23 protein-coding genes and 1 pseudogene are annotated in these 25,111 nt (G+C 37.2%); 14 read left to right on the forward strand and 10 right to left on the reverse strand.

Translation table 11 applies throughout. The features are described from left to right. Nucleotides 1-4: 4 nt before the first annotated feature. The gene (gene lnt / locus B5488_RS15240) at nucleotides 5-1,597 is read right to left on the reverse strand and encodes an apolipoprotein N-acyltransferase (protein WP_079736043.1); all 1,593 of its coding nucleotides are present in this window, start codon (nucleotides 1,595-1,597) and stop codon (nucleotides 5-7) included. A gap of 160 nt (nucleotides 1,598-1,757) precedes the next feature. On the opposite strand from lnt, the gene B5488_RS15245 reads away from it, so the two are divergent. After that, nucleotides 1,758-2,528, forward strand: coding sequence for a CDP-alcohol phosphatidyltransferase family protein (locus B5488_RS15245; protein ID WP_079736044.1), 771 nt, complete (start codon nucleotides 1,758-1,760; stop codon nucleotides 2,526-2,528). Nucleotides 2,529-2,728: 200 nt separating this feature from the next. Here B5488_RS15245 and lptB read toward each other — a convergent pair whose 3' ends face one another. The 4 genes from lptB to B5488_RS15265 are packed head-to-tail and all read right to left on the reverse strand — an operon-like array spanning nucleotide 2,729 to nucleotide 5,660. Continuing rightward, entirely contained in the window at nucleotides 2,729-3,469 is a 741-nt protein-coding gene (gene lptB / locus B5488_RS15250) for an LPS export ABC transporter ATP-binding protein (RefSeq protein WP_079736045.1), read from the reverse strand. A 45-nt stretch (nucleotides 3,470-3,514) separates the two neighbouring features. Next, entirely contained in the window at nucleotides 3,515-3,865 is a 351-nt protein-coding gene (locus tag B5488_RS15255; protein WP_079736046.1) for a carboxymuconolactone decarboxylase family protein, read from the reverse strand. A 2-nt stretch (nucleotides 3,866-3,867) separates the two neighbouring features. After that, nucleotides 3,868-4,695: a twin-arginine translocase subunit TatC gene (tatC, locus tag B5488_RS15260; RefSeq protein WP_079736047.1), complete on the reverse strand. Its 828-nt coding sequence runs from the start codon at nucleotides 4,693-4,695 to the stop codon at nucleotides 3,868-3,870. After that, nucleotides 4,695-5,660, reverse strand: coding sequence for a KpsF/GutQ family sugar-phosphate isomerase (locus tag B5488_RS15265; protein WP_079736048.1), 966 nt, complete (start codon nucleotides 5,658-5,660; stop codon nucleotides 4,695-4,697). Before B5488_RS15265 ends, tatC begins: the two co-directional genes overlap by 1 nt. 84 nt (nucleotides 5,661-5,744) lie before the next feature. On the opposite strand from B5488_RS15265, the gene recQ reads away from it, so the two are divergent. Beyond that, the gene (recQ, locus tag B5488_RS15270; RefSeq protein WP_079736049.1) at nucleotides 5,745-7,943 is read left to right on the forward strand and encodes a DNA helicase RecQ; all 2,199 of its coding nucleotides are present in this window, start codon (nucleotides 5,745-5,747) and stop codon (nucleotides 7,941-7,943) included. Nucleotides 7,944-8,130: 187 nt separating this feature from the next. On the opposite strand, the gene B5488_RS15275 is transcribed toward recQ, so the two are convergent. Together B5488_RS15275 and B5488_RS15280 are read right to left on the reverse strand one after the other, a co-directional pair. Next, nucleotides 8,131-8,916, reverse strand: a complete 786-nt coding sequence (locus B5488_RS15275; protein WP_079736050.1) for a hypothetical protein — start codon at nucleotides 8,914-8,916, stop codon at nucleotides 8,131-8,133. Nucleotides 8,917-8,945: 29 nt separating this feature from the next. Continuing rightward, nucleotides 8,946-9,680, reverse strand: a complete 735-nt coding sequence (locus tag B5488_RS15280; RefSeq protein ID WP_079736051.1) for a class I SAM-dependent methyltransferase — start codon at nucleotides 9,678-9,680, stop codon at nucleotides 8,946-8,948. A 35-nt stretch (nucleotides 9,681-9,715) separates the two neighbouring features. Here B5488_RS15280 and B5488_RS15285 point away from each other — a divergent pair, with 35 nt between their 5' ends. After that, nucleotides 9,716-10,210, forward strand: coding sequence for a YkgJ family cysteine cluster protein (locus B5488_RS15285; protein WP_079736052.1), 495 nt, complete (start codon nucleotides 9,716-9,718; stop codon nucleotides 10,208-10,210). A gap of 255 nt (nucleotides 10,211-10,465) precedes the next feature. Further along, nucleotides 10,466-10,732: pseudogene (locus B5488_RS15290) on the forward strand (four helix bundle protein). Nucleotides 10,733-10,780: 48 nt separating this feature from the next. On the opposite strand, the gene B5488_RS15295 reads toward B5488_RS15290, so the two are convergent. Then, the gene (locus B5488_RS15295) at nucleotides 10,781-12,013 is read right to left on the reverse strand and encodes an exo-beta-N-acetylmuramidase NamZ family protein (protein WP_079736053.1); all 1,233 of its coding nucleotides are present in this window, start codon (nucleotides 12,011-12,013) and stop codon (nucleotides 10,781-10,783) included. 9 nt (nucleotides 12,014-12,022) lie between these two features. Here B5488_RS15295 and B5488_RS15300 point away from each other — a divergent pair, with 9 nt between their 5' ends. From B5488_RS15300 to B5488_RS15310, 3 genes are all read left to right on the forward strand, one after another. Next, the gene (locus B5488_RS15300; RefSeq protein ID WP_079736054.1) at nucleotides 12,023-13,255 is read left to right on the forward strand and encodes an ABC transporter permease; all 1,233 of its coding nucleotides are present in this window, start codon (nucleotides 12,023-12,025) and stop codon (nucleotides 13,253-13,255) included. 171 nt (nucleotides 13,256-13,426) lie between these two features. Further along, nucleotides 13,427-14,407: a PLP-dependent cysteine synthase family protein gene (locus B5488_RS15305; RefSeq protein ID WP_079736055.1), complete on the forward strand. Its 981-nt coding sequence runs from the start codon at nucleotides 13,427-13,429 to the stop codon at nucleotides 14,405-14,407. A 159-nt stretch (nucleotides 14,408-14,566) separates the two neighbouring features. Continuing rightward, nucleotides 14,567-16,669 carry an alanine/glycine:cation symporter family protein gene (locus B5488_RS15310; RefSeq protein WP_079736056.1) on the forward strand — a complete coding sequence of 701 codons (2,103 nt, stop codon included), beginning with the start codon at nucleotides 14,567-14,569 and terminating at the stop codon, nucleotides 16,667-16,669. A 453-nt stretch (nucleotides 16,670-17,122) separates the two neighbouring features. Here B5488_RS15310 and B5488_RS15320 read toward each other — a convergent pair whose 3' ends face one another. Beyond that, entirely contained in the window at nucleotides 17,123-17,308 is a 186-nt protein-coding gene (locus tag B5488_RS15320; RefSeq protein ID WP_079736058.1) for a hypothetical protein, read from the reverse strand. A 150-nt stretch (nucleotides 17,309-17,458) separates the two neighbouring features. Continuing rightward, complete coding sequence (locus tag B5488_RS15325) at nucleotides 17,459-18,013, reverse strand: hypothetical protein (RefSeq protein ID WP_079736059.1); 555 nt, start codon at nucleotides 18,011-18,013, stop codon at nucleotides 17,459-17,461. A 68-nt stretch (nucleotides 18,014-18,081) separates the two neighbouring features. On the opposite strand from B5488_RS15325, the gene B5488_RS15330 reads away from it, so the two are divergent. The 7 genes from B5488_RS15330 to rpsU all read left to right on the forward strand — a co-directional run bounded on the left by B5488_RS15330 (nucleotide 18,082) and on the right by rpsU (nucleotide 25,055). Continuing rightward, nucleotides 18,082-18,786 (forward strand): SGNH/GDSL hydrolase family protein, encoded by a 705-nt coding sequence (locus B5488_RS15330; RefSeq protein ID WP_079736060.1) that lies wholly within the window; start codon nucleotides 18,082-18,084, stop codon nucleotides 18,784-18,786. A gap of 43 nt (nucleotides 18,787-18,829) precedes the next feature. After that, on the forward strand, nucleotides 18,830-20,110 hold the full coding sequence (locus B5488_RS15335; RefSeq protein WP_079736061.1) for a DUF2851 family protein: 1,281 nt from the start codon (nucleotides 18,830-18,832) through the stop codon (nucleotides 20,108-20,110). 18 nt (nucleotides 20,111-20,128) lie between these two features. Continuing rightward, nucleotides 20,129-20,359, forward strand: a complete 231-nt coding sequence (locus B5488_RS15340; RefSeq protein WP_079736062.1) for a PspC family transcriptional regulator — start codon at nucleotides 20,129-20,131, stop codon at nucleotides 20,357-20,359. 170 nt (nucleotides 20,360-20,529) lie between these two features. Then, nucleotides 20,530-22,608, forward strand: coding sequence for an amino acid carrier protein (locus tag B5488_RS15345; protein ID WP_079736063.1), 2,079 nt, complete (start codon nucleotides 20,530-20,532; stop codon nucleotides 22,606-22,608). Nucleotides 22,609-22,644: 36 nt separating this feature from the next. After that, on the forward strand, nucleotides 22,645-23,487 hold the full coding sequence (locus B5488_RS15350) for a ComEA family DNA-binding protein (protein ID WP_231919752.1): 843 nt from the start codon (nucleotides 22,645-22,647) through the stop codon (nucleotides 23,485-23,487). Between the two features lie 119 nt (nucleotides 23,488-23,606). Next, entirely contained in the window at nucleotides 23,607-24,776 is a 1,170-nt protein-coding gene (locus tag B5488_RS15355) for an acyl-CoA dehydrogenase family protein (protein ID WP_079736065.1), read from the forward strand. A gap of 84 nt (nucleotides 24,777-24,860) precedes the next feature. Further along, the gene (gene rpsU / locus B5488_RS15360) at nucleotides 24,861-25,055 is read left to right on the forward strand and encodes a 30S ribosomal protein S21 (protein WP_037316435.1); all 195 of its coding nucleotides are present in this window, start codon (nucleotides 24,861-24,863) and stop codon (nucleotides 25,053-25,055) included. Nucleotides 25,056-25,111: the final 56 nt, after the last annotated feature.

The raw sequence follows: 25,111 nt of genomic DNA on the forward strand, positions 1-25,111 counted from the left end.
AGCTTTATGAAGGCCTGTTTCGTTTATACTTCACTATTGCGAAGAGGAAAATAAATAAAGCCAGAAATTGGGCTACTCTCGCTAAATAATCTCCATATTCTACGTAGAAAGTTTTTTCTGAATTAAGGTGAATATTAGCCTTGATGCTGCCTTGTTTCTCATAACCCAGACTTTTTGTAATTTCTCCTTTTTGATTGATAAATGCTGAGATTCCAGTATTTGCACTTCGCACTACATCGCGTCGGGTTTCTATTGCACGTAATTTAGCATAACTAAGATGCTGCTTATGGCCCTGGGAATTTCCCCACCAGGCATCATTGGTGATAATACTAAGAAAATCAGCGCCGTTTTCTATATAACCGGTTACATACTCTCCATAAACAGATTCGTAACAAATTATTGGGCCTGTAGCCGAATTATTATTTAGAGCAAAAGCTTCCCGGTCTTCCTGTGTGGTTTTCATCGCTACGGTGCCACCAAGATCTATCATAACATCACCTAAAATAGGTTTCAGGATTTCCTGGTAAGGAAAGTTCTCTACGCCAACCACGAGTTTAGATTTATGATAAAGCTGCGGAATATCTTCCGAATTCATTAAAAATGCCGAATTATAATCGTCGTACCAATCGTTTGGCCCTAATTGATTGCTTTGTTCCCGAACTTTTGCAGGATCCCGGAATCTTTCATAAAAAGAAATCCCACTAAGAAAATTAGTTTGGGGATATCGATTTATTAATTGCCTTGAGAAAAAAGCCGCTTCAGATTGTTCAAAATTTGGAAGCACGGTTCCATCGGCAAAAACGGTTTCAGGAGCTAGAATAAGCTTAGTATTTTCATTGACTTTCTCTTCACTTAGTTTCAGTAATAATTCTCCAATTCGGGTATCGTTGGTGTTATATTTTTCGATATACGGATTAATGTTGGGTTGCAGGATTACCACTTCCATCGTTTCTCCTTTTTCCTCAATTTGGCTTAACAGGAAATAGGAAATTCCAATCGGAATTAAAATCAATACTGCGATTTTGAAGATGCCGCGGTAAATAAAATCTTTATCCTTGAATTCTTTGTAAAGCAATACGGCTTTAAAACAAGCAATGTTGACAAGCCAAACCCAAAGTGTGCCACCAAATGTGCCGGTATATTCGTACCACTGCACCCAGTTTTGGAATTCAGAAAAAGCATTTCCCAGGTTTAACCAGGGCCAGGAAAATTCCCAGGCGAGATGCAGTTTTTCAAAAACCATCCAAATACTAACCAAAAATGCCGATGCAGCGCTAAATCCGGTGCGTTTTGCTACAATATGATAAAGCAAAAATACCAGCGCCATTAACAGGGAATTTACCAGGACGGCAAAAGCACCACCAAATGCGGTAGAAAAATAGAGCCAGTAAGTAGTGATGAGGTTCCAGAGAAAAAAGCTTAAATAAGCCATTGCAAAAACCTTCCATTTTATATATTTTTTTTCAGAATTTCTAACTTTAAATTCTGCATAGAGTAGCGGCACAAAGGCAAAAAATAAAAGCAAAGGAAAACCATAAGTTGGCCAGGCAAGTGCTAATAAAACTCCGCTTGAAATTGCATAAAGAAGGTTTTTCATACTTAGGAAATTCTGTTCAAAAATAACAAACTATTCTTTTTTAAAGAGGTTTCGGTAACTTCTTTGAAGTTAAAGCTTTTGTAATTGTTACTTCAGAAAGTGAAAAAACTTGTAGAAACAGGCCGCAATTGATTAGTTTAGTATTTCAGAAAACCAATCTATGAGTATAAAAAGACATATTCCGAATTTAATTACACTTTTAAACCTTCTCTGCGGGACCATCGCGGTAATGTTTGCAGTGCAGGGTAATCTCATTATGGCCGCAATTTTTGTAGCCGGCGGAATTTTCTTCGATTTTTTTGATGGACTTGCCGCCAGAAGCCTAAAAGTCTCCAGTGATATTGGGTTACAACTCGATTCTTTGGCTGATGTGGTAACTAGTGGCGTAGTGCCTGGAATTGTGATGTATCAATTGCTGGATAATGCACTACCCGGAAATTCGGGAGTAGAAAATACTGGCTGGGAAGTTAATCCCGGTTGGTGGGATTGGAATTTCAATACCATTGCTTTAATTGGCTTGCTTATTAGCTTAGCCTCGGCTTATAGATTGGCAAAATTTAATGTAGACGATCGCCAAACCGACTCTTTTATAGGTGTTCCTACTCCTGCAAATGCATTGCTAATTTTGAGTTTTCCGCTTATTTTAAACTATCAACCAGAAAGTTTCTTAACCGGTTTAATTTTAAATGAATGGTTTCTAATTGCAATCACGCTAATAAGTTGTTATCTCTTAAATGCCGAAATAAAACTTTTTGCCTTGAAATTTAAGAATTGGGGTTTTGCCGATAATAAATTACGCTATTTCTTTCTTTTATTATGTTTGGTATTAATCCTGGTGTTTCAGTTTGTAGCTGTGCCCCTTATTATTTTTTCTTATGTGGTTTTATCGGTAGTTTTTCCGAAGAAAGAGGAAGTAGAGAATGTGCATTAAAAAAGCCTCACAGGTTTTCAAAACCTGTGAGGTTGAGGATTTAGCTTAGAATATAAATAGCTATTGCCTTCTGAAATTATTAATTCAGGATATATCGTCACCCTGAACTGGTTTCAGGGTCTAAGTTGTTTTAAGTTAGATTCCGAAAGGAATTCGGGATAAAGTCTGAATCGAGTTCAGCATTTATCTTCTGCACTTTATTACCTAAACAACTTCTTTTTTCTAAGCTCAAAATTCTGTCCCAGGTAAACTTTTCTTACCATTTCGTCTTCAGCGAGTTCTTCGGGTTGACCGTGTTTTAGGATACTTCCTTCAAACATTAGGTAAGTTCTATCGGTAATGGCCAGTGTTTCCTGTACGTTGTGATCGGTAATAAGAATTCCGATATTTTTATCTTTTAGCTGAGCTACAATTCTTTGAATATCTTCTACGGCTACTGGATCTACACCGGCAAAAGGTTCATCGAGAAGAATAAAATTGGGGTCGGTAGCTAGAGCGCGGGCAATTTCAGTACGTCTTCTTTCCCCACCACTTAAAAGGTCTCCACGGTTTTTGCGAATATGGCTTAAACCAAATTCTTCTATAAGGGTTTCCATTTTATGGTGGCGTTCTTCTTTAGAAAGATCGGTGAGTTCCAGTACGCTCATAATATTGTCTTCAATACTAAGTTTTCTGAAAACCGATGCTTCCTGGGCAAGATATCCAATACCATGCTGAGCCCTTTTGTACATCGGGTACTTGGTAATATTTACTTGGTCTAAAACGATCTTCCCGGAATTTGGCTTAATAAGTCCCACAATCATATAAAAAGAAGTGGTTTTCCCGGCACCATTTGGCCCCAATAAACCAACGATCTCTCCCTGGTTTACTTCCAGGGAAATTCCTTTTACAACTTCTTTTCCTTTATAGGCTTTAACTAAATTCTCGGCGCGTAATTTCATTCAACAAGCATTTTAGAGCTAAGTTACATTTTTTATGCCATCCTGCTATTCGTTGGCATTCTCTAAAGCTTCCCAGTATTCGTGGGCACGGCGAAGGTGAGGGATTACGATAGTTCCGCCAATTAAAGTGCCAATACTTAGCGTTTCCATAACCTGTTCCCGGCTTAAACCTTCTTTAAAACTGGATTCTAAATGGTATTTTACACAATCGTCACAACGTAAAACCAGCGAGGCTACTAACCCAAGTAATTCTTTGGTTTTCTTATCTACAGCACCTTCTGCAAAGGCGTTGGTATCTAAATTAAAAATCCTTTTGAGAACTTTATTGTTCTCACCAAGAATTTTATCGTTCATCTGCTGACGGTAAGCATTGAATTCGTCAACTTTGTTGATCATAGCTATCTTTTATTAATTTTTCTTTGTTCTTGTTTATAGATCACTTTTGAAATAATAATACTTACTTCATAAAGTATCAATACCGGAATAGCCACAATAATCTGGCTAACAATATCCGGAGGTGTTATTATAGCTGAAAGAATCAGTACAATCACTAAGGCGTATTTTCTATATTTCTTTAAGAATTGCGGAGTTACTACACCAACCCTGGTAAGGAAATAAATAACGATGGGCAATTCAAAAATAAGTCCGCTGGCTAGCACTGAAGCTCTAACCAAACCTATATAACTACCCAGGTCAAAATCATTAAAAACTGCTTCACTTACCTGATATTTTCCAAGGAAATTTATGGATAAAGGTGTTACAACGTAATAACCAAAAATTACCCCAATAAAAAACAGGAGTGAGGTTATAAAAATAAATCCTTTTGCGTGTTTACGCTCGTTATCGTGCATTGCGGGAGCCACAAATTGCCAGAACTGGTAAATTACGTAAGGAAATGCAATTATAAAACCGGCCGTTATGGAGGTCCAGACGTGAGCAGAAAATTGTCCACCCATTGTTCTACTTTGAATTCTAAACGGCATCTCGTCAAAACAAAATCCGGCATCCATTCCCAGCGAAGTGGAAATTCTACAGAGAATATCATACGAGAAAAAATCGCCTCTACTCGGGCCAAAAAGTAATACGTCAAAGATGAAGCCTTTTAAAAAAAAGGCTATGGAACCGGCAACAACTATTGCGATAACCGCCTTTATTAAGTGCCATCTTAAATCTTCTAAGTGGTCCAAAAAGGACATCTCTGGTTCAGGGGTGCCAATTTGCTTCATTATAAAATTCCTTCTCGAATTAGGTTATGTAAATGTACTACACCCGCATAGGTTTGGTTTTCCAATGCCAGTAACTGGGAGATTTTATTTTCTTCCAGCATTTCTAAAGCGTCTACCGCCAGGGAGTCCTGGTCTATTGTTTTTGGGCTGGGACTCATAATATCTCTTGCTGTAAGATTTTTAAATTCGGTATTATTTTTAAGCATTCGCCTAATATCTCCATCGGTGATAATACCTATAATCGCATTATTTTCAATTACTGCAGTTACTCCAAGCATTTTTTCTGAAATCTCAATAATCGCGTCTGTAACCGAAGTTTCTGGAGCAACCTGTGGTTTCATATTTTGAGCGGTAATATCGCTCACTCTTAGGTAAAGTTTTTTACCAAGAGAACCACCGGGATGATATTTTGCGAAATCTTTTCGTGAAAATCCTTTTAATTTTAAAAGACAAATGGCCAAAGCATCTCCCATCACCATTTGTGCGGTAGTACTTGTTGTTGGCGCTAAATTATTGGGACAGGCTTCCTTTTCAACATAAGAATTCAATACAAAATCGGCTTCTCTTCCCAGGAAAGATTCTTTGTCAGCTGTAATGCCTATTAAGAGATTATTAAAATCTTTAATATAAGGTACTAAAACCTTTATTTCGGGACTATTGCCGCTTTTGGAAATACAAATTACAACATCGTCTTTTTGTATGGTCCCAAGGTCGCCGTGAATAGCATCTGCAGCATGCATAAAAATTGCGGGAGTACCTGTAGAATTTAGCGTAGCTACAATTTTTGTGGCAATAACGGCGCTTTTTCCAATGCCGGTAACAATTACCCTTCCTTTTGCTTCGTAAATTTTTTCTACGGCTTCAGCAAACTCACTATCAATAAAATTTTCCAGGTTTGCAATCGCTTTGGCCTCAATGGAAATCGTTTCTTTTGCAGCAATAAGAATTTTTTCCTTCAGTTTCAAATTTAGATAAAATTAAGGATTGTGAGTTTAAAGAAATATGTATCTTTAGTTATGCAAATGTATGTAAAATTGTAACACAATTGAATGAGTTTGACGGAAATTGATTTACACCAACAGCTAAAGAAGTACTTTGGGTTTAGTCAATTCAAAGGCCTTCAGGAAGAGGTGATTACCAGTATAGTGAATAAGAATAATTCTTTTGTGGTAATGCCTACCGGAGGAGGGAAATCCCTATGTTACCAACTCCCTGCGTTGATTGAAGAAGGAACGGCAATTGTGGTTTCGCCCCTTATCGCGTTAATGAAAAACCAGGTAGATGCTATTCGTAGTATTTCGGCAGAGTACGGCGTTGCGCATGTGCTAAATTCCTCTTTGAATAAAACCGAAGTAAAGCAGGTGAAAGAAGACATCGCTAACGGTGTCACCAAGTTGCTTTATGTAGCGCCCGAATCGCTTACTAAGGAAGATCATGTTGAATTTTTAAAACAGCAAACAATTTCTTTTCTGGCTATAGACGAGGCGCATTGTATAAGTGAATGGGGACACGATTTTAGACCGGAATACCGGAATTTGCGAAGTATCATTAAGCGAATAGGAGATAATATTCCTATTATAGCGCTTACTGCTACAGCGACTCCCAAAGTTCAGGAAGATATTTTAAAGAATCTTGGAATTCCAGATGCCAATACATTTAAAGCGAGTTTTAACCGACCGAATTTATATTACGAGGTACGGCCAAAAACAAAAAATGTAAATGCAGATATTATTCGTTTTATAAAACAAAATCGCGATAAATCTGGAATTATCTATTGCTTAAGTAGAAAAAAAGTTGAAGAGCTCGCGCAAACCTTACAGGTGAACGGGATAAACGCCGTGCCTTACCACGCTGGGCTTGATGCGAAAACCCGAAGTAAACATCAGGATCAGTTTCTTATGGAAGAAATTGACGTGGTGGTGGCGACCATAGCCTTTGGGATGGGGATAGATAAACCCGATGTTCGGTTTGTGATTCACCATGATATTCCAAAAAGTATAGAAAGTTATTACCAGGAAACCGGTAGAGCCGGCAGGGATGGAGGCGAAGGGCATTGCCTTGCTTTTTATTCCTATAAAGATATAGAAAAGCTCGAAAAGTTTATGAGCGGAAAACCTGTGGCCGAGCAGGAAATTGGGCATGCGCTATTACAGGAAGTAGTTGCCTATGCTGAAACTTCGGTTTCCCGTAGAAAGTTTATTCTGCATTATTTTGGTGAAGAATTTGACAGCGAAACCGGGGAAGGTGCTTCTATGGACGACAATGTTAGATATCCTAAAAAGCAGCACGAAGCCGGCGAAGAGGTAAAATTACTTTTAAGAACCATAAAAGAAACCAAGCAATTATATAAATCTAAAGAAGTTGTAAAAACAATTGTAGGTAAATCTAATGCGGTTATTTTATCGCATAAAACCGATGCCCATCCACTCTTTGGAAAAGGTAAAGACAGAGATGGAAAATATTGGATGGCTTTAATTAGACAGGCGTTGGTGGCTGGTTTATTGAAAAAAGACATTGAAACCTACGGAGTAATAAAACTTACTCCTAAAGGAGAGGATTTCTTGAAGAATCCCACCTCATTTATGATGACCGACGATCATATTTTTGACAGTACTACTGAAGCTGTTCCAACTGCAAGCCAATCTGGAGGCGCTGGGATAGATAAAACGCTGGTAAAAATGCTAAAAGATCTTAGGAGAAAGGTAGGGGTAAAGAACGAAGTACCGCCTTTCGTGGTTTTTCAGGATCCCTCGCTGGAAGATATGGCTATAAAATACCCGGTGAATATTGAAGAACTTACTAATATTTATGGGGTAGGGGAAAATAAAGCCAAAAAGTTTGGGAAGGAGTTTGTTGAACTTATTCAGCGTTATGTAGATGAAAATGAAATTATAAGGCCAGACGATCTGGTCGTGAAATCTACAGGTGCAAATTCGGCTTTAAAATTATATATAATCCAGAATGTAGACCGAAAATTACCTTTAGATGATATTGCTTCTGCTAAGGGAATGGAGATGAAAGAATTCATTAAGGAAATGGAAGCGATTGTTTACAGCGGAACCAAACTGAATATAAATTACTGGATAGACGATGTTTTAGACGAAGACCAACAGGAAGAAATTCACGAATATTTCCTGGAAGCTGAAACAGATAAAATTGATGAGGCTATTCAGGAATTTGACGGCGATTATGACGATGAAGAACTTAGGTTATACCGTATCAAATTTATAAGTGAAGTAGCGAATTAAGTTTTAGAAGTTTGAGGTGAAGAATAATGGTTTCCGTCAAGCTGAACTGGTTTCAGCTTCTAACATGTTTTATTAAATACATCTTAGATCCTGAAACCAGTTCAGGATGACGTTTAAAACAGGTTTTTTCGGCTGATAGTGAAATGTTACGATTTTAGATTTTTTTCCGTCTCTCCAACTTAGAAAATTATCGACCTCCTGCAGCTTGTAAGTCTCTAATGCAGTGCATTCCTAATTGTGGAACCCGGCCTCCTTCAATTTCATCAATAATTCCGCTTCCAAATTCTATAGAAGCTCTCATGAGACAATCGGGAACATTGCAGTGCCCTTCGTTATCATCATCTTTATGATCAGATTGTGGCTCGGTGCCAATATCTACCAGGCCAAATAAATGCCCAAATTCGTGGTTCAAAACTGCGGCTTCAATATCACTTTCAGTAGGCGCATTAGGTCGTGAAGCAAAATCTTCAATAGTTCCGCCGAAAATAACCATAGAGGTATTTCTAAATGCTGAACCCAGGGTGAATTTATTTTCTTCGTCTTTTTCGCTTTTTCCGTCAGCAAAATAAATATAGACAGCAATTTCATCGCCCTCGTTATAAAGGGTACGGGTTTCTTTTTCTATTTCCACAATTTCTTCTATAGAAAAAGGTGCTTTTCCTGAAGAAGAAACCGCTCTTAAGCTAATATTGATACCGTTGGGTTTAAAAGTGCGCTCTTCAAGAAATTTTTTGAAATTTGCCAGGGCTGCTTCGTTAGGAGCAAATCCGTTTACGTAAACAATTTCAATATTCATAGAAGTGAATTCAGCATCGCTTAAAAGATGTGGAGCTGAATCGCCCAGGCCTTGCAAATTGGCTGTTTTATCTATTCCCGCAATTCCGTCATCATCATTTTCATCTGAATCTGAAGAACAGGAAAAACTAAACATAGTAATTAAAAGAAGTAGAAGACGGTATTTATATTTAAACATTGAAAAGCATTTTTTGTAAAAATATAAATTTATTGTTTTAAAGCTTGTAGTTCAGCTAAATAATCGTAGTGCTCTCCCTCTTTTATACGTTTACAACTGAAATTATTAGTTTCAGCAGCAAATTTAAGGGTTTGAAAATCTATATAAAGCCAGTCAAAATAATCGGAACTCTCTCCTTTATAACTCACTTTAAATTCCAGTTCACCGTAATATGCGGCTTCAGAGTCTACCCAAATTCCGCCATCTTCATCGCGATCAAATAAATAGCTTAGATCGGAAGAATCCAGGAGTATTTTTCCGCCGGGGTTTAGAAGTTCTTTAGCTTTTTTAAAAAATTTGTCAAGGTTTTTAAGTTTTCCAATAATTCCACTACCATTCATTAACATTAGGATCGTGTCGAATTTTTCGTCTTTTAATTCGAAAAAATTAATGTTTCGAGCATCCTTAATTCCGCGTAGCCGGGAAATTTCTGCAGCACCTTTAGAAGTATCAATAGCGGTAACTTCCAGTTTTTTTTCTTGCTGAAGATAAAGGGAATGACTGCCCGCGCCGCAGCCAACATCTAAAACCCGGCCTGTAGCAAGTTGCAAAGCTTTTTGCTCTAAAGGAGGCATTTCAGGATAATTTCGGAACAAATAATTGATAGGAATTACATCGTCATCAAAATCGGGGGAATGCACCTGGATATCGGTAGTGTTCTTTTCGTGGTAGTAAGCTGAAATCGCTTTTCCAAAAATGTCTTTTACTGAAGTTTGCTGATTCATTAACGCGGTGTAGGTTGGTTTTATATCTTTGCTAAATGGAAGAAATTCTGAAAAATCTCCCTGAAAAGGCCAAAGATAAGCATAAGGAAAATAAAAAGTTTTTTGCGAAGCTAAGAAAAAAGCCGCCTAAGGACCTGGATAGGCAAATGCAGGAAATGCACGAAGAAGAATTTTCCAGAACCAATTGCCTGGATTGTGCAAATTGCTGTAAAACTACCGGACCGCTTTTTACTAATAAAGATATAGAGCGCATTAGTAAACATTTAAAACTGAAGCCGCAACAGTTTATTGAGCAGTATTTGCGAATAGATGAGGATAAGGATTATGTGCTGCAACAAGTGCCCTGTACTTTTTTAGCTGCCGATAATTATTGCTTAATTTACGATGTGCGTCCAAAGGCCTGCCGTGAATTCCCTCATACCGATAGGAAGGATTTTCATAAGATCTCTAATATCACCATTAAAAATACAGCGATTTGCCCTGCTGCATATAATATCGTGGAGGAAATGAAAAGGCGTGTTAAGGCTTAGAATGCTTGTGTTTTATGTTATGGCTTTAAGTGTGTAGTTACTCTTCTGGATTGTTCTTTTACTGTTGCGCGTTAGGAGTTGCGCGTTTCACGATTTTATTAAATAATAATAAAATTTCTAAATTAGAGAATTACTTTTAATGCGAATAATATGAGCTCGAGTTACCGTGATCTTGATATTTATAATTCTTCCCTGAATTTATTCTTTAAAATTCATTCTCTAAGTTTAAAACTTCCAAAATATGAATTGTAAGAATTGGGGAGTCAGATAAGAAGATCTGCAGATTCTGTAGTTACAAATATTGTTGAAGGTTATGGATGAAAACGGTACAAAGCTGATTTCATTAGGTTCTTAACTTATTCTCACGCCAGTAATGATGAAACCATTTTACATTTTAATAAGTTGTTACACCTTTATCCTTCTATAATAGGACCTCATCAAGACCTAATTGAAGACTACGAAATTCTGGGAGCAAAAATTAATAAATTCATTCAATATGTAGAATTGAACTGGAAAAATTAATATTTCGAAACTCGTAACCCGAATCCCGCAACCCGAAACTCAGAACAACTAATAAATCAAGTAAGTCTCCCTCTTCCTCTCAAAACCTTCCAAACCTTGCTGCCAACTATCCCTTATTTCTTTAGCAGATAAACCTTTTTCTATTTGGGATTGTAATTTTTTGGTGCCGGCAAGTTTTGTGAAAAAGGCATTAAAAAATTCATCTTCATTATCGGTGTTTTGGTAGGCTTCAATGAGCCACTCTAAATTTATTTGCCCTACGCGATCTATTTCACTAAGATCCCGTCCATAACATTCTTTACCTAAATGTTTCGGATTTTTTGCTCCAGCTTTGGATTGGGGAGTATAAGTAAAATCGAAATAATCTTTATCTAAAAAAGGTGAGCCAAAAACCTGGAATTGTTTATCGGTTCCTCTACCTGCGTTTACATTGGTTCCTTCAAAGAAACATAAACTTGGGTATAAATTTATAGCCTGCGCATTAGGTAAATTTGGTGAAGGTTTTACCGGAAGATCATAAGTTTTGGAGTGATCGTAATTTTCCATTTCAATTACTTCCAAATCGCATTGAATGCCGTCTTTTAACCATTTTTCACCATTGATCATTTTGGCGTATTCCCCCATCGTTAATCCATGCACCGTGGGAATTGGATGCATCCCAACAAAACTTTTAAATTCAGTTTCCAAAATTGGGCCGTCTATATAATGCCCGTTTGGATTTGGCCGATCAAAAACAATAAGTTTTACATTATTTTCAGCACAGGCTTCCATTACATAATGTAGCGAAGAAATGTAGGTGTAAAATCTTGTTCCTACGTCTTGTAGATCAAAAATCAATACATCAAGATCTTCGAGTTGAGCTTCTTTTGGTTTTTTGTTATCGCCGTAAAGTGAAATTACCGGTAATCCGGTTTGTGCATCTTTACCATCTTTTACTGCTTCTCCCGCATCAGCCGTGCCACGAAATCCGTGTTCGGGAGCAAAGCCTTTTACCAGGTTTACATTTAATGCCAACAAAGAATCTACCACGTGGGTAAATTCTCCAGCTTCATTCTTCATAATAGAAGTCTGGTTTCCTACAAGGCCTACTTTTTTACCTTTAAGCATTGGTAGGTAAGCTTCAGTGCGATTGGCGGCGAGAATAATGTCTTCAACTTGCCTTTCTTCCTGATTATTTACTGCAATTTCTTCTGAAGATTGCGCTTTCTTATTTTGGTTTCCGCAGGAAAGAATACCTATAAAAGCGAATAAAAATGTACTTTTGAATAACCTTTTAAGCATCGTGATAATTTGAATTTCGAATTTTTTGTTGTTAAACGCCTAATAGGCGGTAAAAGCCATAAAAGTAGTATTTCTGCACCTATTATAAAAATAGCGATTGCAGCAATTGCGATTGGAGTGGTTATGATGTTGGTTTCTTTTGCTACCGGTCTTGGTTTGCAAGAGAAAATTAGAGATAAAATTGCAGCCTTTAACGGGCATATTAATATTTCTAACTACGATAATAATAGCTCACAGGTCACGCTTACACCGGTTGATAAAGACCAGGAGTTTTATCCGGAATTCAATTCGGTAGAAGGAGTTTCTCACGTGCAGGCAGTGGCGACAAAATTCGGGATTATTAGAACTGAAACCGATTTTGAAGGTGTTGTGGTAAAAGGGGTGGGAACAGATTATGACTGGAGCTATTTTGAAGAATTCCTGGTTGAAGGCCATCTTCCCGATTTTGATAATAAACTGAATGATGAGGTTTTAATTTCAGCATATTTGGCTAACAGGCTTCAGTTAAACGTGGGTGATAAAGTACCAACTTATTTTCTGCGCGACGGCAGCGAGAGGCCATTAACCCGAGGTTTTGTAGTCACCGGGATCTATGATTCTGGATTTATGGAATTTGATAAGCTATATGTGCTGGCCGATATTCGGCACATTCAGCGCCTTAATCGCTGGGAAGAAAATGAAGTAGGAAATTTTGAAGTTTTTTTAAACGATTTTAATGAAATTGATAAAAAAGGGCAGGAAGTTTATGAGAACACCGGTTCGTTTTTAGATACTCAAACTATAAACCAGAAATACTATTCTATTTTTGAATGGCTGGCGCTTTTCGATTTTAATATCGCGCTTATTATAGGAATTATGATCCTGGTTGCCGGTATTAATATGATTACCGCTTTGCTAGTTTTAATTCTGGAACGCACCCAAATGATTGGGATTTTAAAGGCCCTTGGCGGAAACGACTGGAGTATTAGAAAAATTTTTCTTTACAATGCCGGTTACCTTATTATTAAAGGACTTTTTTGGGGAAATTTTATCGGGCTCGGAATTTTGCTGCTTCAGAAGTACTTTAAACTGATTCCATTAAATCCTGAAACCTATTATGTGACTGAAGTTCCCGTTTATCTTAGTTGGGACTATATCCTTGCGGTAAACCTGGGTACTTTGACTCTTTGTATGTTGATGCTGATAATTCCTTCAGTAATCATTTCAAAGATTTCTCCGTCTCGAGCAATTAAATTTGAATAAACTACCCTAGAACTGTTTCACGAGATATTATACCAAAACATTTTGATTTAGGTACCAGTCTCAAGGATTTAAATCTCGATTATCGAGTAAATTTTAAAATATCAGGAGTTTTTGGTATTTCTGTTGAAATAGATTCAATTTTCTACCTTTGCAACTTCAAAAATGAAAACTATGGATTACGTAGAAAATATACTGGGCACTATTGGGAATACGCCAATGGTGAAAATGAATAAAATTACGAGTGAAATTGACGCGTTAGTGCTCGCTAAATATGAAACTTTTAACCCGGGAAATTCGGTGAAAGATCGTATGGCGGTTAAAATGGTAGAAGAAGCTGAAGCCAGCGGACTCTTAAAACCCGGCGGAACTATTATTGAAGGAACTTCTGGAAATACAGGGATGGGCCTTGCACTTGTTGCCATTGTAAAAGGTTATAAAATGGTTTGCGTGCTTTCTGATAAGCAGAGCAAGGAGAAAATAGATATTTTAAAGGCGGTAGGTTGCAAAGTGGTAGTTTGCCCAACCGATGTGGCCCCAGAAGACCCCCAATCTTATTATTCGACTTCTAAAAGAATGGCCGAGGAAACACCAAATTCCTGGTATGTGAATCAATATGATAATCTGGCAAATACCAAAGCGCATTACGAAAGTACCGGGCCAGAAATTTGGGAGCAAACCGATGGGAAAATAACCCATTTTGTAGTTGGCGTTGGAACCGGCGGCACCATTTCTGGGGTTGGTAAATATTTAAAAGAAAAAAATCCTAATATTAAAGTTTGGGGAATTGATACCTACGGATCGGTTTTTAAAAAATACCATGAAACCGGGGAATTTGATAAAAAAGAGATCTATCCTTACATCACCGAAGGAATTGGAGAAGACATCCTTCCAAAAAATGTAGATTTTAGCGTAATTGACGGATTTACGAAAGTAACCGATAAAGATGCGGCGATTTATACCCGAAAACTGGCTGAAGAAGAAGGCTTTTTCTTAGGGAATTCGGCAGGAGCAGCTGCAAAAGGTTTGCTTCAGCTAAAAGAACACTTTACCAAAGACGATGTGGTAGTAGTTTTATTTCACGATCACGGTAGTCGCTATGTTGGTAAGATATTTAACGATGAATGGATGAAAAAACAAGGTTTTATCGATTAGTTTTATATCAATTCTGAATTTTCAATTGTAGGTTCAGGAGATATTTTAGATGAAAGTTTAAAGATTTATGATGGTGGTGAGCTATTTTAATTTTTGATACTTTCATTTTCTTATTTAGAAAATAATTTACAAGATTAAATAGTAAAAGAAATCTAGTTTATGAGGAATTTATGGCTTTTTACAGGTATATTTTTAATACTAACAGCCATTACCGGTGCACAAGAAAATATACAGCATAATTCTAATCTACAGGTAGAGGTAAATCTTTCAAATCCGTCGCGTGAAATTAACGATGGGATAGCCGAAGTTATTGTTTCCGGGGGAGAAAAACCATATCAGTATAAATGGACCAATCAATCTACTGCCTTAGACGCCAGTAAATCTACTGGTTTAATTGAAGGAATGGAGCATACCATTAAGGTGACCGATGTGAATAACAATTCTGTTTCTAAATCTTTTACAATTCCTGCAGAGTCTATTACTGAAATTTTTAATAGTAATGTGCAACCCGCCGTAGATTTTCTTGGCGGGATTTTATTTTGGGATCCATTTGCTTCTTTAGGGCTATTTGATCCTGTAGTGTATACATCCAGCAAACAAATTCCCATTCCCAATTGGGATGCTACCAGCGACAATTCTTATACTATAAAAGAATGGTTAATAGCGAAAGATGCCGAGGTAAGTGAAGGCGATAAAATTGCCATAATCCAAAGCAATACAGGTGAAAATATTGAAGTTTTTTCGCCGGTAAAAGGAAAACTAAATTACCTCATTAAAGAAGGACACGTAATTTTTGACCCTAATAGCACCAGTGATGTTGTAGAACAAGATGCACACATTTTCGCCGAAGTAATTTATGCCGAACCACAACCATTATTGCATCCAAATGGAGATGTGAAGATGAATGCGATTCCCTTTATTGTAATGTGGCTAATAATTGGAAGTATCTTTTTTACATTCCGCCTTGGTTTTATAAATATTAGCGGGTTCAAACATTCAATAGACCTGGCCCGGGGAAAGTATGATGACCCAAATGCGCCGGGTACTATTACTCACTTTCAGGCTATGGCAACTGCAGTTTCAGCAACTGTTGGTTTAGGAAATATCGCCGGGGTGGCAGTGGCCATTTCTTTAGGTGGAGCGGGCGCCACCTTTTGGATGTTTTTAGCAGGATTTTTTGCAATGTCCTTAAAATTCGTAGAGTGTACTTTAGGAGTAAAATACCGATTTATAAATAGTGAAGGCAGAATTTTTGGGGGACCAATGAACTATTTGCGATATGGTCTCGAAAAAAGAAAAATGAAAGGTCTAGGGAAATTCCTTGCCGGCCTGTTTGCCGTTCTTGGAGTTGGAGCTTCATTTGGGGGCGGAAATATGCTGCAATCTAACCAGGCGTTTAAAATTGTTTCTGAACAATTGCCTTTTTTACAGGGTCACGGTTTTTGGTTTGGTGTAGGCTTCGCTATATTAGTTGGGGTGGTAATAATTGGTGGTATTAATAGTATTGCTAAAGTTACCGGGAGAGTAGTTCCTTTTATGGCTATGGTATATATCCTTGGATGTGCTATTGTAATTGGTACCCACATAGAAAATATAGGAGGTGCTTTTTCCGCAATTTTTAACGGCGCGCTTTCTGCTGATGCACTTAAAGGTGGATTTATCGGAGTGTTAATTATTGGTTTACAGCGGGCTGCTTTTTCCAGTGAAGCTGGGGTTGGTTCAGCGGCAATTGCACACAGTGCTTCAAAAACCAATAATCCTATCGCTGATGGTTTCACCTCTTTAGTAGAACCGTTTATAGATACTATGGTAGTTTGTACTATGACGGCTCTTGTGCTTATTTTTACCGGTATGCACGAAGTGGACGGACTTGGAGGTGTTGAATTAACATCAGATGCGTTTGGTAGTGTAATATCCTGGTTTCCTGCTGTTCTCGCTTTTGCCGTTTTTCTATTTGCATTTTCAACTATGGTATCCTGGTCTTACTACGGAATGAGATCTTGGACTTATCTTTTTGGGAAAAGTGTAAAATCTGAAACGGTCTATAAAATTATGTTCTTGCTATTTGTTGTTCTTGGTGCTTCTACAAGTCTGGGAGCCGTACTTAGTTTCTCTGATATGATGATTTTAGCCATGTCTTTTCCTAATATCATAGGATTATATATAATGTCTTCTGAAGTGCGGCAGGATATGAAGATTTACCTGGATAAGCTTAAAGCGGGAGAAATTTATATAAGTGAAAAATTTAGGAAAGCAGCTTAGGTGAAACAAATTGCCTCGATAATCGAGATTTAATGCTACGAGGCTTGTCTCGAAATTAAAAATATTATTCTCTTTGAATGCCTTGTGAGCTCGCTACGAGGTAGTTTACCTAAGGTGATTTCTGCAGAAAATAAAATAGAAAACTGCCAGTTAAATAGAGAAGAACATCAATAATATCCGCGGTATATCGCCAGTGCAAGGGTGGGAGTATAATTTCAAAATAAATAGCATACATCACAAAAACTGAGAGTACGGTTATAAGATCTAAACGCAAGCTTTTGTCTTTTTTTAAATACTGTACTGTGAAAAGACATATGCTTAATACAATAGGCATACAAAGAAAATTTGCCAGGTAGAATTTAATAAAATCGGGGAGGGGAATTTCTAAAAAATAAAGCGTTTGAAGAATTGCGAAAAGAAAACAAAATATAAGAAATACTATTTTTAGACTTTTCATAAGACCAACAGGGAAACCAAAAAAGCAATTATACCGCCCACTACCATAACCGCTATCCAAATTGAATATCCAACTTTAGAAAAGAAACGCCCAAAACCGGTTTTAGGTTCTTCATTTTCCTGCGCTGGCTTTGAAGCTATGTTTGTAGAAGTGTTTTTGTTATTTGTTTGATTAGATTCCATAAATGAGTTGCTGGTTCACTCGATAATCGAGATTTGATGCTTCGAGGTAGTTTACTTTGCTAAAAAAGATAAACAAAATTTTCAAAATGGAATTATTTCCGCAGGGTTTAACCGGAATTTAGGTATTGCCTATAAAATAATCTTAAAAGATTATTTTTCCCAACCCCATGGAGCATCGGGAGTTTTAACAGGTTTAGAAAGATCAAATTCTACCGTAAAATTACTTTTAGCGCCTATTCTTTTTAAATTGTAACTAAATATTTCGCTATCAAGACTAATCCACCAAACGTTTGTTGCCGCGGCGGGAATCAATTCGGCGGTTTCCGCATCAGCAGGGAATACCTGGATATTTGCTAAACCGCTATTAGAGGCCGTGCCGCCATATTGAGTTATTTCATCTTCACTTCCATCGGATTTGCGGTGATCGTGTTTCAGTTGAATTTTACCATCCTTTAATCTTAAAATCCAGGTGCGGGATTTATTTTCTCCTACGAAAAATGGGATTTTAATTTCATTTTCTTCACAGGATCTCACGTGCATCAGTAATTTCTTGTCATCAAAATCATCGTTGCCCATTCCCTGGGTTATAGTGCCTTCATACGATTTTCCGCAGTGTTGCTTAAGTTGGTTCCAAAAGCTTTCTGCCGGTGTTTCCTGGGCGAACAATGCGCTGCTTAAAAAGAATAAAATGAAGTATAATTTCATATTACAAATGGGCTAAATGTTTTAAATTGCTGCAAAATACACTATTCAAAGCCTTAAACAGATTCTGAATGAAAAATTTCTACTTCATATTTTTAGCATTTTTAGTAATTGGTTGCAACACTTCCAATTCTGTGACCCAAAATAGTGAAACCAACGACCCATCTGCAATGGATTTTAGTTACCTCGCATTGGGTGATTCTTATACGATTGGTGAAAGTGTTCCTGAAAATAAACGCTGGCCGGTACAATTAGTGGCTCAACTTAACGAGAGAGGTTATAAAGTTGCCCCGCCTAAAATTATTGCTAAAACCGGTTGGACCTCGGGAAACCTACTAGCGGCAATGCGTTCTGAATTGAATTATACCCGCGAATTTGATTTAGTTTCTATTTTAATTGGTGTTAATAATCAATACCAGGGACAAAGTATTGAAGATTATGAAGAAGAACTGCGTGAAATTTTTAAGCTGGCACTAAATCATTCTAAACGCAGGGAAAAAGGAGTTTTTGCTTTAAGTATTCCAGATTATGGAGTTACGCCATTTGGACAGGAAAATGCGGAAACTATTGGGGAAGAAATAGATGAATTTAATGCAGTTTTTAGACAGGTTGCTTTAGAATTTGAAGTCGATTTTTATAATATTACCCCAATTTCACGTGAAGCTGAAAGAGATGCTGCCCTTATTGCCGAAGATGGTTTGCACCCCAGCGGACTGATGTACCGGTATTGGGTAGAGGAAATTATAGATGAAATCCCCCAAATGTTACCCCAATAGCCTAAAATCTTAAGTTTGAACCGCATTTTTTTAATTTTAAAAGATGCGCGAAGACTTTTTACATTATCTCTGGAAATACAAGAAATTCGATTTCACCAATGCTGAAACAACGCGGGGAGAAAAAGTGCTTCTTATAGATAGCGGAACTCATAATTTTAATTCGGGCCCCGATTTCTTTAATGCACGCTTAAAAATTGGAGACCAGCTTTGGGCCGGAAATGTGGAGTTGCATATCAAAGCTTCAGATTGGTATTTTCATCAACATGAAAAAGACAGGAATTACGATAATGTTATTCTACACGTAGTTTGGGAAGACGATATTGAGGTGCAACGGCATAATAAAACCTCCATACCTGCCTTAAGCTTAAAAAAGCTAGTAGATAAAGATTTAATTAATGGCTACCGTCAACTTTTTGCATCTCCTGATAACTGGATTAATTGCGAGAAGAATTTTAGAGAAATAGACAATTTTACCTTGCGTCACTGGCAGGAGCGACTGTATTTAGAGCGTTTAGAAGAAAAATCTATACTTATTCTAGATTTATTAGAAAAGTCTGGTAATAATTGGGAAGCGGTCTTATTCCAGATGCTAGCTAAAAACTTTGGATTAAATCTTAACGGCGATGCGCTTTTAAGTATGGCACAAAGCCTGGATTTTTCAGTAGTTCAAAAAGTCTCTCAGAATAAATTACAGTTGGAGGCTTTATTTTTTGGACAGGCTGGTTTGTTGAAGTTGCAATTAAAAATACCATATTATAAAACCTTGCAACAGGAATATACATATCTAAAACATAAATACAAATTATCAAATTCTGGGGTGATTCCTCCTAAATATTTCAGGTTAAGGCCCGATAATTTCCCGAATATCAGGCTGTCTCAGTTAGCTTCTCTTTATTTTACTCAAAAGAATTTGTTTTCAGAATTAATCGCTTCAAAATCTTTAGAATCTATCTATAAAATTTTAGATGTAGAAACCTCTGAATTTTGGCGGGAGTATTATTCATTTCCGAAGAAACATAAAGAAAGAGAGAAAAAACTAAGTATAGCTTTTAAAGATTTAGTGCTTATCAATACTATTATTCCGCTACGATTTTGTTATTCCCGATCTCGAGGTTATGATGAAATAGAAGATTTGCTCGATTTAATAGAAAAGATACCTGCAGAAAATAATAAAATTGTTCAAAATTTCACTAAACTGAGCAAAGAGAGTGCAGAAAATGCTTTGCATTCCCAGGCTATGGTGCAATTAAAAAAGAATTATTGTGAAACCAATAAATGCCTTGATTGTGCTATTGGTGTAAAATTACTGCAACAAAAGACTTAAAATCTTATATTTGTAACGATGACAAAAATGGTTCACAATATTCGTTATTTTTTTGAGAGACGTGGTTTTTATGTATCCTCACGAGTAGCCGATAAAATGGGAATGCGCGCCAAGAGTGTACGCTTGTTTTTTATCTATGCGTCGTTTGTAACCCTGGGTTCCTGGTTTGTGGTTTATTTAGTATTGGCTTTTTGGCTAAAACTTAAGGATTTGGTGTACACTAAAAGAACTTCAGTTTTTGATTTATAAACGCGGTTTAACTGCATTTTTTTCAATGGATTTAGGGTTCTTCATCATTTAATCAAATTAAATTTAACAATACCTTTACATTTTAACTCCCAAAAATTTGAAAAGGCCCATTTTTTTAGCATCTTGCTTCGCGGAAATATTCATTCTAAATTAAACAACCAATATTCTATATGAGAAAGTATCTGCTTTCAATGTTCTTTTTGTTTTCAATTTTAGCAATTAATGCACAAGAACTGGATGTACAGGCCAAAGTTGGCAATCCTTCCAACATTATCAATAACGGTTTTATTGATCTAGAAGTAACAGGTGGGGAACCTCCTTACAAGTACGAATGGTCAGACCCTGAAACCTCATTAGAATCATCCAGGGCCGAAGGTCTTACCGAGGGCGTTCCTTATGAAGTTACTGTAACCGACAGTGAAGGTAATTCTGTAACAAAAAGTTTTCAAATTAAGGCCGAAGCCATTACCGAACATTTTAACGGGACTTTTGTTCCTGTGGTAGAAGCGATGACTGCTATTCTGTTTTGGGATCCATTTACCGCAATGGGTGTTTACGATCCTAAGGTATATGCCGAATTAAGGAATGTTCCCACTCCAGGCTGGAGCGCTGATGCAGAAGATAAATTCACTTTAAAAGAATGGACAGTAGAAGAAGGAACTCACGTAGAAGAAGGTGACCTTATTGCTATTGTAGGTTCTCAAAATAGTGGTGATCTAGAAGTTATGGCTAATGCTACCGGGACAGTAGATTACCTAGTAGAAGAAGGCGGAACAATATGGGATTACCAAAACAGTTCAGACCTTATTGAAACAAACGCCCATATGCTGGCTCAAATTCAATATGATGAGCCGCAGATGTTAACTAATCCTAACGGAACTCCCCAAAAACATAATATTCCTTTTATTGTAGTTTGGTTAATTTTTGGAGCAGCATTCTTTACTATAAGAATGGGCTTCATCAACTTTAAAGGATTTAGACATTCTATAGACCTTGCCAGAGGGAAATATGACGAGCCTAATGCGCCAGGTAGTATTACCCACTTTCAGGCGTTGGCTACCGCAGTTTCTGCCACGGTAGGTCTTGGTAATATTGCCGGGGTTGCCGTTGCAATTTCCCTTGGTGGAGCAGGAGCAACTTTCTGGATGATTATTGCCGGTTTATTGGGTATGGCATCAAAATTTGTGGAATGTACCCTTGGGGTGAAATATCGTTTTATAAACTCTGAAGGTAGAATCTTTGGAGGTCCAATGAACTATTTACGCTACGGACTTGAAAAAAGGAATATGCGTGGTTTAGGGAAATTCCTTGCTGCCTTTTTCGCTATCTTAGGTATCGGTGCATCTTTTGGTGGAGGAAATATGTTCCAGGCCAATCAATCTTTTGAAATCCTTTCCGGACAGTTTTCTTTCTTAATCGGTAATGGTTTCTGGTTTGGTATTGGGGTAGCAGTACTTGTAGGAATTGTAATTATTGGCGGTATTCAAAGTATTGCTAAAGTAACCGGTAAAGTTGTACCATTTATGGCAATTGTTTATGTACTTGGTGCATTAACGGTAATAGGAATAAATATAGAAAATATTGGTCCTGCTTTTGGAGCTATATACGATGGTGCTTTTAACGCCACCGCTATGAAAGGTGGAATTATAGGAGTGCTTATTGTTGGATTCCAACGTGCTGCATTCTCTAACGAAGCTGGTGTGGGCTCTGCAGCAATCGCCCACTCGGCAGCGAAAACAAATCATCCGCCATCTGAAGGTTTTGTAGCTTTATTAGAACCTTTTATAGATACCGTAGTGGTTTGTACTTTAACCGCATTAGTATTGATTTTTACCGGAATGCACGAAGTTGAAGGAGTAGGTGGGGTACAATTAACCTCAGATGCTTTTGCAAGTGTAGTTTCCTGGTTCCCTTATGTGTTGGCAATGGCAGTTTTCTTATTTGCATTTTCTACAATGATTTCCTGGTCTTATTACGGGATGCGTTCATGGACTTACCTATTTGGAAAAAGTAAAAAAACAGAATTAGCGTATAAAATATTATTCCTTGTATTTGTTGTAGTTGGAGCTTCCATTAGTTTAGGAGCGGTGTTAGACTTCTCTGATATGATGATCCTGGCGATGTCCTTCCCTAATATTATAGGACTCTATATTATGTCTGGTGAAGTGAGAAAAGATCTTAACGAATATTCCCGAAAGCTAAAAGCAGGGGAATTATTTAAGAAACAACGAGAGGCAAAAGCCAGCTAATCTTATAATAATATGAAATCGATAAAATCCCATTTTGTGTTCACAAAGAGCCAACAAAATGGGATTTTTCTTTTGGTGCTAATTATAATTATTCTCCAGGCGATTTATTTTTTTGCTGATTTTTCTTCGGAAACTAATTCTGAAGCTTTATCCCAGGAAGAAATAGAAGCTTTTCAAGCGCAAATAGATTCCATAAAACAGGCCAGGGCAGAAGCAGATTCGGTTAAGATTTTTCCTTTTAACCCAAATTATATAACCGATTTTAAAGGCTATACTTTAGGAATGAGTGTCGCAGAAATAGATAAACTCCAACAATTTAGAGAAGAAAATAAATGGATTAATTCTGCAGAAGATTTTCAAAGGGTCACAGGAGTTTCAGATTCTCTTTTAGAAGCAATCTCTCCGTATTTTAAATTCCCCGATTGGGTGATTGAAGCTGAAAAGAAGAAAACTATTGCTCAACCTAAAACCAGATTCGAGGTTTCAGATTTAAATAAAGCAGAAGCAGAAGATTTACAAAAGATAAGTGGCATAGGCGAGGTGCTGGCCAATAGAATTGTAAATTACCGGACTAAAATTGGAGGTTTTAGAGGCGAGATTCAGTTAAAAGATATTTATGGTTTAAATTATGAAACCCGAGAGAAGTTGCAGCAGCAGTTTAAGGTTTTTAAAGATGAAGAATTGGGCTTAATAAATATTAATAAAGCGAAAGTTTTAGACCTGGTAGCGGTTCCTTATATTAAATATGAGCTTGCCCGCGAAATTATAGATTACCGCCAACTGCACGAAGAAATCAATTCTTTTGAAGAATTATCAAAAATAGAAAGTTTTCCTTCAGATAAAATCGATAGAATTCAATTATATTTGAGCTTAAATTGAATATTCGGAATTATAGCATACTTAAATTTTTATTGCCGGATTAATTACTATAATAAAAATTGATTTTATTTTAGTGCCCCGGAAGTTTGCTTCCTTTCTAAATAAAAAAAGAAATTAGCATGAATACATTGTATTTTACAGAGGAACATGAACTTTTTAGAAAAAGTTTTCAGGACTTTTTGCAGAAAGAAGTGGTGCCGCATATTGATAAATGGGAAAAAAGCGGAACTATAGACCGCTTTATCTGGAAGAAATTTGGTGAGATGGGCTATTTTGGCCTTAATCAACCGGAAGAATACGGCGGGATGGATCTGGATATTTTCTACACCGTAATCTTTCTGGAGGAGCTTCAAAAGATAAACAGCGGTGGTTTTGCAGCTGCTATGTGGGCACACGCTTATTTAGCCATGACGCACGTAAACAAAGAAGGTGACGATACGATCAAGAAAAAATATTTAACGCCAAGTATTGAAGGTTATAAAATAGGTTGCCTCTGCATTACCGAGCCTTTTGGAGGCTCTGATGTTGCCGGTATGCGCAGTACCGCGATTAAGAAGGGAGATAAATATATTTTAAACGGATCTAAAACCTTTATTACAAATGGGGTTTATTCAGATTATTTAGTGGTGGCCGCTAAAACCGATCCTGATAAAGGAAATAAAGGAATGAGTATTTTTATTGTAGATAGGGAAACTCCTGGGATTTCGGCTTCAAAATTAGATAAATTAGGTTGGAGAGCTTCAGATACTGCAGAGATTGCCTTTGACGATGTAGAGATTCCTGCTGAAAACCTTATGGGTGAAGAAGGAAAAGGTTTTTCTTATATCATGCAGCATTTCGCTTTAGAGCGTTTAATTATGGGAATTAACGCCCACGCGCGTGCTGAATTTGCTTTAGATTATGCAATTAACTATATGTCAGAAAGAGAAGCTTTTGGCAGAACCATAGATAAATTTCAGGCTTTAAGACATTCAGTAGCCGATATGGCCAGCGAAGTAGAAATGAATAAGGAATTCAATTATTCTATCGCTAAGCGCCTGGACGACGGACAGTATGTGGTGAAAGAAGCCAGCATGTCTAAATTACTTTCCACAAAAATGGCCGATAAAGTTATTTACGACTGTTTGCAGATGCTGGGAGGTTACGGTTATATGGAAGATTATCCTTTGGCGAGAATGTTTCGAGACAGCCGTTTAGGACCAATTGGAGGTGGAACTTCTGAAATCTTGAGAGAGATTATCGCTAAAATGATTATTGATAAAAAAGAGTATAAACCTGCAGCAAGGTAGTTTAAAAGAAATAATTAAAATATTAATTGTAGGTTCTAAGATTTAATTTATCTTTGCAGCCTAAAGAAAGGGGGTGATGACACTATGTTAATAATACCAGTAAAAGACGGAGAAAATATAGATAGAGCGCTAAAGCGTTTTAAGCGAAAATTCGATAAAACCGGAACAATGCGCCAGCTGAGAAGCCGCCAGCATTTCACGAAACCTTCTGTTGCGAAGAGAGCTCAGGTTCAAAAAGCCGAGTACATTCAGCATTTGAGAGATCAGGAAGATATCTAGTAAAAGGATAATCGAATTTTTCCGAAGCTATTCGGAAAAACAAATATAACTGTTGA

The sequence above is a fragment of the Salegentibacter salegens genome (genome assembly GCF_900142975.1).
Classification (GTDB): Bacteria; Bacteroidota; Bacteroidia; order Flavobacteriales; family Flavobacteriaceae; genus Salegentibacter; species Salegentibacter salegens.